14 protein-coding genes are annotated in these 12,404 nt (G+C 68.4%); 13 read left to right on the forward strand and 1 reads right to left on the reverse strand.

Annotated elements, in window-relative coordinates; genetic code table 11:
• Positions 1–7: 7 nt before the first annotated feature.
• Genes C4F17_RS22470 through C4F17_RS22500 form a run of 7 tightly spaced genes read left to right on the forward strand, consistent with a single transcriptional unit; the run spans position 8 to position 6,277 of the window.
• Complete coding sequence (locus C4F17_RS22470; RefSeq protein ID WP_106936713.1) at positions 8–874, forward strand: alpha/beta hydrolase family protein; 867 nt, start codon at positions 8–10, stop codon at positions 872–874.
• A gap of 16 nt (positions 875–890) precedes the next feature.
• Positions 891–1,691, forward strand: coding sequence for an enoyl-CoA hydratase/isomerase family protein (locus C4F17_RS22475; protein ID WP_106936714.1), 801 nt, complete (start codon positions 891–893; stop codon positions 1,689–1,691).
• A gap of 5 nt (positions 1,692–1,696) precedes the next feature.
• The gene (locus tag C4F17_RS22480; protein ID WP_159053686.1) at positions 1,697–2,200 is read left to right on the forward strand and encodes an SMI1/KNR4 family protein; all 504 of its coding nucleotides are present in this window, start codon (positions 1,697–1,699) and stop codon (positions 2,198–2,200) included.
• A gap of 15 nt (positions 2,201–2,215) precedes the next feature.
• Positions 2,216–2,890: a DUF4126 domain-containing protein gene (locus tag C4F17_RS22485; protein WP_081269650.1), complete on the forward strand. Its 675-nt coding sequence runs from the start codon at positions 2,216–2,218 to the stop codon at positions 2,888–2,890.
• A complete protein-coding gene (locus tag C4F17_RS22490) occupies positions 2,883–4,907 on the forward strand; it encodes an acetyl/propionyl/methylcrotonyl-CoA carboxylase subunit alpha (protein ID WP_106936715.1) in 2,025 nt (674 codons plus the stop codon). Before C4F17_RS22485 ends, C4F17_RS22490 begins: the two co-directional genes overlap by 8 nt.
• A 59-nt stretch (positions 4,908–4,966) precedes the next feature.
• Entirely contained in the window at positions 4,967–5,932 is a 966-nt protein-coding gene (locus C4F17_RS22495) for a DUF4349 domain-containing protein (RefSeq protein ID WP_106936716.1), read from the forward strand.
• Positions 5,933–5,989: 57 nt separating this feature from the next.
• Positions 5,990–6,277 (forward strand): hypothetical protein, encoded by a 288-nt coding sequence (locus C4F17_RS22500; protein WP_325002787.1) that lies wholly within the window; start codon positions 5,990–5,992, stop codon positions 6,275–6,277.
• Positions 6,278–6,283: 6 nt separating this feature from the next.
• Here C4F17_RS22500 and C4F17_RS22505 read toward each other — a convergent pair whose 3' ends face one another.
• On the reverse strand, positions 6,284–6,598 hold the full coding sequence (locus tag C4F17_RS22505; protein ID WP_106936718.1) for an EthD family reductase: 315 nt from the start codon (positions 6,596–6,598) through the stop codon (positions 6,284–6,286).
• Positions 6,599–6,684: 86 nt separating this feature from the next.
• Between C4F17_RS22505 and C4F17_RS22510 the strand changes: the two genes are divergently transcribed.
• The 6 genes from C4F17_RS22510 (at position 6,685) to C4F17_RS22535 (ending at position 12,322) form a co-directional block, all read left to right on the forward strand.
• The gene (locus C4F17_RS22510; protein WP_106936719.1) at positions 6,685–7,605 is read left to right on the forward strand and encodes a 2-hydroxyacid dehydrogenase; all 921 of its coding nucleotides are present in this window, start codon (positions 6,685–6,687) and stop codon (positions 7,603–7,605) included.
• Between the two features lie 93 nt (positions 7,606–7,698).
• The gene (locus C4F17_RS22515) at positions 7,699–8,448 is read left to right on the forward strand and encodes an IclR family transcriptional regulator (RefSeq protein ID WP_106936720.1); all 750 of its coding nucleotides are present in this window, start codon (positions 7,699–7,701) and stop codon (positions 8,446–8,448) included.
• Positions 8,445–8,834, forward strand: coding sequence for a cupin domain-containing protein (locus C4F17_RS22520; RefSeq protein WP_106936721.1), 390 nt, complete (start codon positions 8,445–8,447; stop codon positions 8,832–8,834). The genes C4F17_RS22515 and C4F17_RS22520 overlap by 4 nt, the downstream gene beginning before the upstream one ends.
• A 26-nt stretch (positions 8,835–8,860) precedes the next feature.
• A complete protein-coding gene (locus tag C4F17_RS22525) occupies positions 8,861–9,880 on the forward strand; it encodes a Bug family tripartite tricarboxylate transporter substrate binding protein (RefSeq protein ID WP_106936722.1) in 1,020 nt (339 codons plus the stop codon).
• A gap of 52 nt (positions 9,881–9,932) precedes the next feature.
• Positions 9,933–11,156: a CaiB/BaiF CoA transferase family protein gene (locus tag C4F17_RS22530; RefSeq protein ID WP_106936723.1), complete on the forward strand. Its 1,224-nt coding sequence runs from the start codon at positions 9,933–9,935 to the stop codon at positions 11,154–11,156.
• Positions 11,153–12,322: an acyl-CoA dehydrogenase family protein gene (locus C4F17_RS22535; RefSeq protein ID WP_106936724.1), complete on the forward strand. Its 1,170-nt coding sequence runs from the start codon at positions 11,153–11,155 to the stop codon at positions 12,320–12,322. Before C4F17_RS22530 ends, C4F17_RS22535 begins: the two co-directional genes overlap by 4 nt.
• Positions 12,323–12,404: the final 82 nt, after the last annotated feature.

The following is a 12,404-nucleotide window of genomic DNA, read 5'->3' on the forward strand; positions in this document are numbered from 1 at the left end:
ATCCTTCATGACGTTGCGCAAGCTCGCGTTCATTGCCACCGCTCTGTTGTGCTGCGCGCTCGGCGCGCAGGCCCAGGACGTGGCGCGCCGCGACGTCGAGATTCCGATGACCGTCAAGGGCTTCTTCGGCGAGTCGCACGTCAAGCTCGCGGCCACCGAATACAAGCCCGAGGGCGACGGGCCGTTTCCGGTGCTGGTGATCAACCACGGCACGCCGCGTTCGCCTTCCGACTTCGCGAAGATGCAGGACCGCTATGCACGGCAGGCCCAGATGTTCGCGCGCCACGGCTTCCTGGTCATCAACCCGATGCGCCGCGGCTACGGCAAGTCCGACGGGCCGTGGGCCGAGAACTACTTCAGCTGCAGCAACCCCGACTACGTGCGCGCCGGCCTGGAGAGCGCCAAGGACATCGGCGCCGCGCTCGACTACGCCCGCGCGCTGCCGTATGCCGACGCGCAGCGCATCGTGCTGCTGGGCAAGTCGGCCGGCGGCTTCGGCGTGCTGGCACTGTCGAGCCTGAACCCGGCCGGCGTGATCGGCACCATCAATTTCGCGGGCGGACGCGGCTCGCGCGGACCGGACGACGTGTGCAACGAGGCCAGCCTGGTGGACGCCTTCGGCCGCTATGCCTCGACCACGAAGGTGCCGATGCTGTGGGTCTATTCGCAGAACGACCATTTCTTCGGCCCCGCATTGGCGAGCCGGCTGCTGGACGCCTACAAGGCCAGGGGCGTGGACGTGCGCTTCGAGGCCGTGCCGCCCTACGGCGACGACGGCCACGCCTTCTTCGAAGGTCGGGACAACGCGGCCATCTGGGTGCCGATGGTGGATCAGTTCCTTGCGAAGCTGGGGCTGCCACAGCGCCTTCAATGAACAAACGACAAGAGACATGAGCGAATACACCAAACTGCAACTGCGCATCGACGGCGCCATCGCCCGCATCTGGCTCGACCAGCCCGACGCGCGCAACGCCTTCGACGACGTCGTCATCGCCGAGCTGACGCAGGCCTTCACCGAGGCCGGCGCATTGCCGCAGGTCAAGGCCATCGTGCTCGGCGCCAACGGCCCGGCCTTCTGCGCGGGCGCGAATCTCAACTGGATGCGCCGCATGGCCGACTACACGCGCGACGAGAACATCGCCGACGCGGGCAAGCTGGCCGCCATGCTGCGCACGATTGCCGAGTGCCCCAAGCCCACCGTCGCGCGCGTGCAGGGCGACGTGTACGCGGGCGGCATGGGGCTGGTCGCCGCATGCGACATGGCCGTGAGCGTGGACACCGCCTGGTACTGCCTGAGCGAGGTGAAGATCGGCCTGGTGCCCGCGACCATCAGCCCGTATGTGCTGCGCGCGATGGGCACCCGCGCTTCTCAGCGCTACTTCCTCACGGCCGAGCGCTTCACCGCCGCCGAGGCGCACCGCATCGGCTTCGTGCATGAAGTGGTGGCCGCCGACGCGCTCGATGCCAAGGTCGACGAACTGCTGAAGGCGCTGACCGGGGCCAGCCCTGCGGCCGTGCGCGCCTGCAAGCAGCTGATTGCCGACGTGGACGGCCGAGAGATCGACGATGCGCTGATCGCGAAAACCGTCGAGGGCATTGCCGACATCCGCGCGAGCAACGAAGGCCGCGAGGGCGTGCAGGCCTTCCTGCAGAAGCGCAAGCCCTCGTGGCTGGAAACGGGCAAGGCCTGAGCACCATGGCGCACGACGCACTCGTCGAACGCATGGATGCGTGGCTGGCCGCGCATCGCGCGGACTACCACGCGGTGCTGCAGCCCGGCGTGAGCGATGCCGGCCTCGACGCATTCGAAGCGAAGTTCTCGCTGAAGCTGCCGGAGGCTTTTCGTGCGCTCTACCGCTGGCGCAACGGCCAGCCGGACAGCAGCTTCGACAGCCTGCAGGGCAACCGCATGTTCAGCGCGCTCGAGGACATCGCCGACACCAAGGAGATGCTCGACGACATGATCGGCACCGACTTCGAGGACCCCGCCACCTGGCGGCGCGGCTGGGTGCCGTTTCTGTCGAACGGCGGCGGCAGCTACCTGTGCGTCGACATCGATGCCGAGGGCGGCGGGCAGCCGGGGCAGCTCATCGCCTTCTGGAAAGCCGACGAAGACCGCCCCGTCGAACATGCGTCGGTCGAGTCATGGCTCGCGGACCTCGTGGCTTCCATGGAAGCCGGCACCATCGAATTCGACTGACAGAGAGCCGCCGCCATGAACACCAGCCTCGACATGCCCCAGCTCATCGCACTGGCCGCCGCCATCGGCTGGGCCAGCGGCGTGCGGCTCTACCTGGTCGTGCTGCTGACGGGCATCGTCGGCTACTTCGGCTGGGTTCCGTTGCCGAGCGGCCTGCAGTTGCTGGCGCACCCGGTGGTCATTGCAGCCAGCGGCTTCATGGTGTTCATCGAATTCTTCGCCGACAAGATTCCCGGCCTCGATTCGCTGTGGGACGTGGTGCACACCGCCATCCGCATCCCGGCCGGTGCCGCGCTCGCTGCCAGCGTGTTCGGCACCGACCACGGCGTGATGGCCATCGTCGCGGCGCTGCTGGGCGGCGGCTTCGCTGCCACGGCGCACGCGGCCAAGGCCACCACGCGCGCGGCCATCAACACCTCGCCCGAGCCGTTCTCGAACGTGGGCGCCTCGCTGGTCGAGGACTCCATGGTGCCTGCCGGGCTGTGGCTGGCGGTGGCGCACCCTTTCGTCTTTCTCGTGCTGTTCGTGCTGGTGCTTGTGCTGAGCGTGTGGCTCATCCGCAAGAGCTGGCGTTTCCTCAAGGCGCTGTTCGCCCGCGTGGCCCGCATCTTCAGCGGCCGACCCGATCCGGGCGTGGTGCCCGCGTTTCAACTGAAAAAGAATCCTCCGGGAGACACTCCGAATGTTTAAGAAGATCCTCATTGCGAACCGTGGCGAGATCGCCTGCCGCGTCGCGGCAACTGCGCGCCGCATGGCCATTCGCACGGTCGCCGTGTATTCCGATGCCGACGCGCATGCCAACCACGTGCGTGCCTGCGACGAGTCGGTGCACCTCGGCGGCAGCGCGCCTAAAGACAGCTACCTGCGCTGGGAAAAGATCCTCGAAGCCGCCAAGGCCACGGGCGCCGAGGCGGTGCACCCGGGCTACGGCTTCCTGAGCGAGAACGAAGAGTTCGCGCAAGCCTGCGCCGACGCCGGCCTGGTCTTCATCGGCCCGCCGCCCTCGGCCATCAAGGCCATGGGACTGAAGGCCGAATCGAAGCAACTGATGGAGAAAGCCGGCGTGCCGCTGGTGCCCGGCTACCACGGCCACGACCAGGACCCGCAACTGCTGCAGCGCGAGGCCGACCGCATCGGCTACCCGGTGCTCATCAAGGCGAGCGCGGGCGGCGGCGGCAAGGGCATGCGCGCGGTCGACAAGGCGGAGGACTTCGCTGCCGCGCTCGCATCGTGCCAGCGCGAAGCCATCAACAGCTTCGGCGACGACGCGGTGCTGATCGAGAAATACGTGCAGCGCCCGCGCCACATCGAGATCCAGGTGTTCGGCGACACGCACGGCAACTACGTCTACCTGTTCGAGCGCGACTGCTCGGTGCAGCGCCGCCATCAGAAGGTGCTGGAAGAAGCTCCCGCGCCTGGCATGACCGAGGCCATGCGCAAGCAGATGGGCGATGCCGCTGTGGCGGCCGCGCGCGCCGTGAACTACGTGGGCGCGGGCACGGTGGAGTTCATCGTCGAGCAGCGTGAAGGCGGGGAGATGAACTTCTTCTTCATGGAGATGAACACGCGTCTTCAAGTCGAGCACCCGGTGACCGAAGCCATCACAGGCCTCGACCTCGTCGAATGGCAACTGCGCGTGGCCTCGGGCGAGGCATTGCCCGCGAAGCAGGCCGACCTGAAGATCCACGGCCACGCCATCGAGGCGCGCATCTGCGCCGAGAACCCCGACAACAACTTCCTGCCCGCCACCGGCACCCTGCGCGTGTACCGCAAGCCTCAGGCGACGGCCTTCCAACGCATGGCCCTGACCGGCGCGAGCGCCGGGGTGCGCATCGACGACGGCGTGCGCGAGGGCGGCGAGATCTCGCCGTTCTACGACTCGATGATCGCCAAGCTCATCGTGCACGGCGCCACGCGCGACGAAGCACTGGCGCGGCTCGACGCCGCGCTGGCGCAGGTGCAGATCGTGGGCGTGCAGACCAACGTGCAGTTCCTGCGCGGCATCCTGGCGACCGAATCGTTCTCCAGGGCCAACCTCGACACCGCGCTGATCGAACGCGAGCGCGCGGTGCTGTTCGACCGCGAGACGCTGGGCCTGCCGCTGGCCGCCGCCGCCGCCATCACGCGCACGCTGGTCACCGAATGGCCTGGCAAGATGCCCGACCCCTTTGCCCGCCGCGACGGCTGGCGCTCGCTGGGCGAGTACCGGCGTCATTTCGACTTCGAGTTCCGCGGTGCGGCGCAGGCCGCCGTGCTCACCTACAAGCGCGACGGCGGCCTGTGGCTGGAAGCCGGCGGCACCGAGGGTCCGCTGGTGATCGGCCAGTTCCCGTCGGGCGAATTCGAGGTCGAGTTCGCCGGCATGCGCCAGACGCTCGACGTGCACCTCGACGGCGCCACCGCCCACGTCTTCGCATCGAAGGGCGCGACGAAGATCACCACCATCGACCGCCTCGCCCACGCTGGCGACGCCCAGGCCGAAGGCGGCCGGCTCACCGCGCCCATGCCGGGCAAGGTGGTGTCGTTCGCCGTCAAGGCCGGCGACAAGGTCAGCCGCGGCCAGCCGCTCGCGGTGATGGAAGCCATGAAAATGGAGCACACCATCGCGGCACCGGCCGACGGCACCGTGGAGGAACTGATGTTCGCCCCCGGCGAGCAGGTGGCCGAAGGCGACGAATTGTTGCGAATGGCCGCCGCAACGGTTTAACCCCGTTCCGGGCGCTGGCCCGTATCAGCTGCGGTAGTCATTCTTTCAAAGGGATTTTCATGACCGCTCGCAGGCCCTTCGCTTCTTTCTTCCTCGCCCGCCATCGCTCAGGGCTCGCCCTGCTGGCCCTGGCCGCCGCCCTGTCGCTGGCCGGCTGCGGCCGCAACAACGGGCATGACGAATCGCTCGCCCGGCCGGCACCTCCGCCCGCACCCATGCAGGCCGCCGCCGGCTACGGCGGTGGCGTCGCGATGAAGGAGTCGCGCTCGCGAATGGCCGACACGGCCGCGGAGCCGTCGGCGGCCGAGGCGTCGTCGGCGCAGGACTCGCCGCTGCAGCGCTTCCTCGCCGTGCGGCAGGACTTGAACGTCGAAGTGCCGGCGGAGCAACTGGCCGACGCATGGGGCAAGGTGCGCGACCTGTGCGGCACGCTCAAGTGCGAGCTGCTGTCGTCCTCGTTGCTGCGCGAGACGCCGCAGCAGCCCGGCAACGCCATGCTCGAGATGCGCGTGGAGCCCGCCGATGTCGAGAAGCTGCTCGGCGGCCTGGCCGGCGTGGCGAACGTGGTTTCGCACACCACCACCAGCGAGGACAAGACCGCCGAAGTGATCGACGTCGAGGCCCGCATCAAGAACCGCACCGAGTTCCGCGACAGCCTGCGCGTCATGCTGCGCGATACCGTCACCAAGCGCACCATGGCCGACCTGCTGGCGATCCAGCGCACGCTGTCGGACACGCAGGCCGAGCTCGACGCCATCGCCACGCAGCGCAAGGTGCTGGCGCAGGAAACCAGCAAGCAGCACATCCAGATCCAGTTCACGCCCAAGCGCGCGCTGGTGAGCAACGGCGACGGCTACAGCCCGATGCGGCAGGCGCTGCGCAACGCGGGCTCGGTGCTGGCGGAGAGCGTGGGCGCGCTCATCACCTTCGTCGCGGCGGTGCTGCCGTGGCTGGTGCTGGTGGTGCTGCCGCTGGGGTGGCTGGTGCGGGTGCTGTGGCGCCGTCGGCGGATCAAGGTGGCGTGAGGCCCGCGGTCGGGCCTGCCGTCAAACCCCAGGAGCCATTCCCGATGCAGCACCCCGATCCGGCAGGAGCGTTCGGCGGAGGTCGTGTTCTTCAGGCCGTCGAGCGCGCCGCTGTCCGCAGCGGCGCAGGCCTGCGCGAAGTCGCTGTTCGACGCGGTGGAGGCGCCGCTGCCCGCCGATGCGCAGAACCTGTTCGGGCAATGGTCGATCGCCGATGTGGACCTGGCGCTGATGCTGAACCGGCTGATGATGAACGGGGACGAAGTGCCGCAGCGGTTGGCCGCGTATGCGGCGCGGCAGTGGCAGCGGCCTTCGGTCCAGCGGTGGGTGAATCTGGCGCGCTGACCCGCGTCAGCCCACCACCACTTCGCTGATCTGCATCACCGGCGCGATGTCGGTGTAGTTCTTCACGTCGCCCATGATCTCCTTCATGTGCGGGCCGAAGGCCTTCTGGAAGGCTTCGACGGATTCGCTGAACACGTGGCACATGCCGACGTAGGTGGGCGGGGAGCCAGGCGCGCCGCCGGCCAGGCCCTTGTCGATGGTGTACGAGAGGCAGGCGTCGCCCATGCGGGCCTTGAGCATCGGCATGTGCTTGTCGCGGTAGTAGTCGTGGTCGAACCGCGCGCCGGGGGTGTGGGGGTACATCACGCTGACTTTGATCATGGGTGTCTGTCTCCTGATTGAAGCAAGGCGTTCGAGCATAGCCATCCGTGCGCGCCGCGTCAGCGGCTTCACTAAGATTCGGCCCCATGCGAATCACCGTCTACCTCACCGACAACCGCCCAGAACCCTGGATCGAAGGCCTCAAGGCCGAACTCCCCGATGCCGTCATCGAGCCCTGGAAGCCCGGCGCGCCGCAGGCCGACCATGCCGTGGTGTGGGCGCCGCCGCAGGAGCTCATCGACGAGCAGCCGCAGCTGCGCGGCATCTTCAACATCGGCGCGGGCGTCGATGCGCTGCTCAAGCTCAGGGTGCCGGCGCACACGCGCATCGTGCGGCTCGACGACGCGGGCATGTCGGTGCAGATGGCCGAGTACGTGTGCCACACGCTCATTCGCCACTTCCGCGAGTTCGACGCCTATGAGGCCGATGCGCGCGAAGGCAAGTGGAGCTATCGCAAGCCGAAGCTGCGGCGCGACTTCCCGGTCGGCATCATGGGCCTGGGCGTGCTCGGCGAGCGCGTGGCCAGGGCCGTGGCGCAGTTCGAATTCCCGGTGCTCGGCTGGAGCCGCTCGCCGAAGGACATCGACGGCGTGCAGGTGTTCAGCGGCGAAGCGCAGTTCGACGAGTTCCTGTCGTCCACGCGCGTGCTGGTCAACCTGCTGCCGCTGACCGAGGCCACGCGCGGCATCCTGAACCGCAAGACGCTCGGCAGGCTCAAGCCCGGGGGCTACCTGATCAGCATCGCGCGCGGCGGCCACCTGGTGGAAGACGACCTGATCCCGATGCTCGATGCAGGCGAGCTCGCGGGCGCCACACTCGACGTGTTCCAGGTCGAGCCGCTGCCCTCGGACCATGCCTTCTGGCGCCATCCGAAGATCACCGTGACGCCGCACGGCTCGGCGCGCACGCTGCGCGAGGAGTCCATTGCCCAGATCGCCGGGAAGATCCGCGCGATGGAGCAGGGCCTGCCGATCGCCGGCGTGGTCGATCCGGCGCGCGGCTACTGAAGGCGGTCGCCACCGCTTCCGGCGCTGGCGTGATTCGGCGCGGGCAGGGGAAACCCTGAAGCGCGAGTTTTTCACAAGCATGAAAATCTTTTCATGACTGTGAAAACTGCGTTTCGGGTGATCGAGATCGTCGAGCTATTCGCCCGGGAGAAGCAGCCGCTGGCGCTTTCGGAAATGGCGCGGCTGCTCGACATGCCGGTGTCCAGCTGCCTGGGGCTGATCCGTACCCTCGAAGAGCAGGGCTACATGTATGAAACCGGCCGTCGCCAGGGCTACTACCCGACCGGCCGGCTGCTGGCGATGGCGCAGGTCATCGCCGCCCACGACCCGGTGCTCGACCGGGTGAAGGCCACGCTGGAAGAACTGCGCGACGCGGCGCGCGAGACGGTGGTCTTCGGCAAATTCCGCGACGCGGGCCAGGTGGTGTACCTGGAGGTGCTGAGCGCACCGCAAGCCATCCGCTATTCCGCCGAGTCGGGCGAAACGCGCCCGGCCTATGCCAACTCGCTGGGCCGCGCGCTGCTGTCCACGCTCGAACCCGAGGCGCGCCGCAAGCTGCTGGACGGCATGGCGCTCGCGCCGCTGACCGAAGCCACGCTCACCACCGCCGAAGCCATCGAAGCCGAGCTGCAGCGCGGCGCCGCGCGCGGCTGGTACGGCAACCTCGGCGAAAGCATTCCGGACCTGATCGGCCTGGCCTGGCCGCTGCGCATCGGCGGCGAGGCCTACGCCATCTCGGTCGCGGGCCCGCGCTACCGCATGGAGCCGCGCATCGAAGACATCGCCGCGATGCTGCGCTCCGCCTGCCTCGCCATCGAACCCAAGACCGAGAACCCCCGATGACCACCTCCACCGCCCGCTACTTCGTCCGGGAAGCCGACATCGCCGGCTACCACCCCGCCAACCACACCGGCACGCTGAACAAGCGGCTGATCGGCCCCGAGACGGTGGGCGCGAGGCAGCTCGAGGTGCTGGTCGGCCACATCCAGAAGGGCAAGGGCGCGCTGCCGCATGCGCACCCTGGCATCGAACAGGTCTGCTACATGCTCGAAGGCCGCGCGGTCGCCGAGGTGGGCGGACAGCGGCAGGAGCTGCACCCTGGAGACAGCTGCTTTTTCCCGGCCGACGCGATGCACACCTTCACGGTGGTGAGCGACGAGCCGGTGCGCGTGCTGGTGATCTACAGCCCGCCGTACGAGGAATCGCCGGAGCGCGTGATCCGGCCCTGAAGCGACAACAACCCGGAGACAAGCAAATGCAGACAACGAAGAACGCGACCGAGAAATCGGTCGTGGTGGCAAGCCGCCGCCGTTTCATTTCCATCGGTGCCGCCACGGGCCTGGCCAGTGCGGCGCCCTGGGCCTTCGCGCAGGACGGCGGCTACCCGAAGCAGCCGATACGCATCGTCGTGCCCTTCGCGGCCGGCAGCGGCACCGACGCGGTGGCCCGCATCGCCGGGCAGATGCTCGGCGATGCGCTCAAGGGCTCGGTCATCGTCGACAACAGGGCGGGCGCAAACGGCGTCATCGCGGCCGAGTACGTCGCCAAGGCGGCGCCCGATGGCTACACGCTGTTCATGACCACCAACACCACGCACTCGGCCAACCCGAGCCTGATGAAGTCGCTGCCCTACGACCCGGTGAAAGACTTCGCGCCCGTCAGCCGCATGGGCAACCTGCCGTTCATGCTGGTGGTGAACAACGACCTGCCGGTGAAGAGCGTGGCCGAGCTGCTGGCCTGGGGCCGCGCGCATCCCGGCAAGCTGACTTACGCGAGCGGCAACAGCACCGGCATCGTCAGCGGCGCCACGCTGTCGCGCATGAGCGGCGTGCCGATGCTGCACGTGCCCTACAAGAGCACGCCGCCCGCGATTGCCGACCTGATCGGCGGGCAGGTGTCGATGATGGTGGTCGACCTCGCCGCGGGGCTGGCAACGGTGAAGGCCGGCAAGATGCGCGCGATTGCCGTCACCACGCAGGAGCGCACCAAGCTCTTTCCCGAGCTGCCGCCGCTGGCCGACACGCCGGAGCTGAAAGGCTTCGACATCACCTCGTGGAACGGCGTGTTCGCACCGGCCGGCACGCCGCGCGACATCGTGCTGAAGCTCAACAAGGTGCTGTCGGACATGGCGAACGGAGCGGTCTTCCGCGAGCGCGTGGCGAAGCTGGGCTTCGATGCCTTCGGCAGCACGCCGGAGGAGCTGGGGGCGTTCACGGTATCTGAATTGGCGAAGTGGAAGAAGCTGATCCAGGCCGCCGGCATTCAACCCGAATGAGCGAACTGAATTTCTCCCTCGCCCCAGAGGGGGAAGGAGCCAACGCAAAGACATGAGTACATCCGGACCTCTCCAAGGCATCCGCATCCTCGACCTCACGGCCGTGGTGATGGGCCCTTACGCCACCCAGACGCTCGGCGACCTCGGCGCCGACATCGTCAAGGTCGAGCCGCCCGGCGGCGACAACCTGCGCGCCGTGGGTCCGATGCGCCATGCGGGCATGGGCGCGATGGCGATGCACCTCAACCGCAACAAGCGCTCCATCGTGCTCGACCTCAAGCAGCCCGAGGGCCGCGAGGCCTGCTTGAAGCTGGCGGCGGGCTGCGATGCGCTGATCTACAACACGCGACCGCAGGCGATGGCGCGACTGGGGCTCGGCTACGAAGCCGTGGCGGCGGCCAACCCCAAGATCGTCTACCTCGGCGCCTTCGGCTACGGCGAGCAGGGCCCCTACGCGGGCAAGCCCGCGTACGACGACCTGATTCAAGGCGCGGCCGGCATCGCCTCGCTGTTCGCGCAGCAAAGCGGCGGCGAGCCGCGCTACGCGCCCGTCACGCTGGCCGACCGCGCCGTGGGTCTGCAGGCGGCCATCGCATTGCTGGCCGCCGTGCTGCATGCGCAGCGCACCGGCAAGGGCCAGGCGGTGGAGGTGCCGATGTTCGAGGCGCTCTCGCAGTTCGTCATGGGTGATCACCTCGGCGGCCGCAGCTTCGAGCCGCCGCTCGGCCCCACCGGCTACGCGCGCCTGCTCGCGCCGCACCGCAAGCCCTATGCGACCTCGGACGGGCACCTCAGCGTGCTGATCTACAACGACAAGCACTGGCAGGCCTTCTTCGACGTGATCGGCCGGCCCGAGCTGCGCGACTCGCCCATGTTCGGCACGCACACCGCGCGCGCCGCGAACATCGGCGCCGTGTACGCCTTCGTTGCCGAAGTGATGGCCACGCGCACCAGCGACGAATGGTTCGCCGCGCTGGCGGCGGCCGACATTCCGGTCGCGCGCCTGCACAGCACCGACAGCCTGCTCGACGACCCGCACCTGCGTGCCGTGGGCTTCTATCCCGAGTTCGACCATCCGAGCGAAGGGCGCATCCGCACCCTTGCGCCGGTCGGCCGCTACAGCGCCACGCCCACCGCCATACGCCGCCTTGCGCCGCGCATCGGCGAGCAGAGCGTGGAGCTGCTGCGCGAGGCGGGCTACGACGACGAGAGCATCGAAGCCATGCTGGCGCGCGGCGTCACGCTGCAACCGGAACCAACGAAAGACAGCGAATGAATTTTTCCCTGAACGATGACCAGCGCTCGCTGGTCGCGGCCATCGAGCGCCTGTGCGAAGACTTCCCGGCCGACTACTGGCGCGACCATGACGACCGCGCCGTGTTCCCGCACGAGTTCCACCGCGCCGTGGCCGAGAGCGGCTGGCTCGGCATCGCCATGCCCGAGGCACAGGGCGGCGCGGGCCTCGGCATCACCGAGGCGGCGCTGATGATGCGTGCCATCAGTGCGTCGGGCGCGGGCATGTCGGGCGCGTCGTCGGTGCACATGAACATCTTCGGGCTCAACCCGGTGGTGGTGTTCGGCACAGAGGAACAGCGCCAGCGCTTCCTGCCGCCGCTCATCGCCGGCACCGAGAAGGCCTGCTTCGCCGTGACCGAGCCCGATGCGGGGCTCGACACCACCAGCCTCAAGACGCAGGCGGTGCGCCAGCCCGATGGCGGCTACCTGCTGCACGGCCGCAAGATCTGGATCTCGACCGCGCAGGTGGCCGACCGCATGCTGATCCTCACGCGCACCACGCCGCTCGACCAGGTGAAGAAACCCACGCAGGGCCTCACGCTCTTCTACACGCCGCTGGACCGCAGCAAGGTCGAGGTGCGCGAGATCCACAAGCTCGGCCGCGCGGCGGTGGACTCCAACATGCTCTTCATCGACGGGCTCGCGGTGCCTGAAGAAGACCGCATCGGCGAGGAGGGCAGGGGCTTCGAATACATCCTGCACGGGCTCAACCCCGAGCGCATCCTCATCGCGGCGGAAGCCATCGGCATCGGCCGCGCGGCGTTGCGCATCGCCTCGCAGTACGCGCAGGAGCGGGTCGTGTTCGGCCGGCCCATCGGCCAGAACCAGGGCGTGGCGCATCCGCTGGCGCGTGCCTGGGCCAACGTGGAGGCGGCCGACCTGATGATGCTCAAGGCCGCCACGCTGTACGACGCGGGAGAGCCCTGCGGCGTCGAGGCCAACGCCGCCAAGTACCTCGCGGCCGAGGCTGCGCACGACGCCTGCCAGAACGCGGTGCTCACGCTCGGCGGCATGGGCTATGCCAAGGAATACCATGTGGAGCGGCTGCTGCGCGAGAGCTACATACCGCGCATCGCGCCGGTGAGCCCGCAGATGATCCTGAACTTCATCGCCGAGAAGGCGATGGGGCTGCCCAAGTCGTACTGAGCCGCGCGGCTGGCACCATTTGCAACCCCGCAGGCAGGCATTGCTACCTTCCGCGACTCGTGCGGCGAGCAGGGCATTTGCA

This window comes from Variovorax sp. PMC12 (assembly GCF_003019815.1).
Lineage (GTDB): Bacteria > Pseudomonadota > Gammaproteobacteria > Burkholderiales > Burkholderiaceae_C > Variovorax.

Excerpts from the sequence above, each read along its gene's own strand:
- C4F17_RS22525 (WP_106936722.1), top strand. The coding sequence starts at position 8,861 with ATGCAGACAACGAAGAACGCGACCGAGAAATCGGTCGTGGTGGCAAGC.
- C4F17_RS22485 (WP_081269650.1), top strand. The coding sequence starts at position 2,216 with ATGAACACCAGCCTCGACATGCCCCAGCTCATCGCACTGGCCGCCGCC.
- C4F17_RS22520 (WP_106936721.1), top strand. The coding sequence starts at position 8,445 with ATGACCACCTCCACCGCCCGCTACTTCGTCCGGGAAGCCGACATCGCC.
- C4F17_RS22505 (WP_106936718.1), bottom strand. The coding sequence starts at position 6,598 with ATGATCAAAGTCAGCGTGATGTACCCCCACACCCCCGGCGCGCGGTTC.
- C4F17_RS22495 (WP_106936716.1), top strand. The coding sequence starts at position 4,967 with ATGACCGCTCGCAGGCCCTTCGCTTCTTTCTTCCTCGCCCGCCATCGC.
- C4F17_RS22475 (WP_106936714.1), top strand. The coding sequence starts at position 891 with ATGAGCGAATACACCAAACTGCAACTGCGCATCGACGGCGCCATCGCC.
- C4F17_RS22515 (WP_106936720.1), top strand. The coding sequence starts at position 7,699 with ATGACTGTGAAAACTGCGTTTCGGGTGATCGAGATCGTCGAGCTATTC.
- C4F17_RS22490 (WP_106936715.1), top strand. The coding sequence starts at position 2,883 with ATGTTTAAGAAGATCCTCATTGCGAACCGTGGCGAGATCGCCTGCCGC.
- C4F17_RS22480 (WP_159053686.1), top strand. The coding sequence starts at position 1,697 with ATGGCGCACGACGCACTCGTCGAACGCATGGATGCGTGGCTGGCCGCG.
- C4F17_RS22510 (WP_106936719.1), top strand. The coding sequence starts at position 6,685 with ATGCGAATCACCGTCTACCTCACCGACAACCGCCCAGAACCCTGGATC.
- C4F17_RS22470 (WP_106936713.1), top strand. The coding sequence starts at position 8 with ATGACGTTGCGCAAGCTCGCGTTCATTGCCACCGCTCTGTTGTGCTGC.
- C4F17_RS22535 (WP_106936724.1), top strand. The coding sequence starts at position 11,153 with ATGAATTTTTCCCTGAACGATGACCAGCGCTCGCTGGTCGCGGCCATC.
- C4F17_RS22530 (WP_106936723.1), top strand. The coding sequence starts at position 9,933 with ATGAGTACATCCGGACCTCTCCAAGGCATCCGCATCCTCGACCTCACG.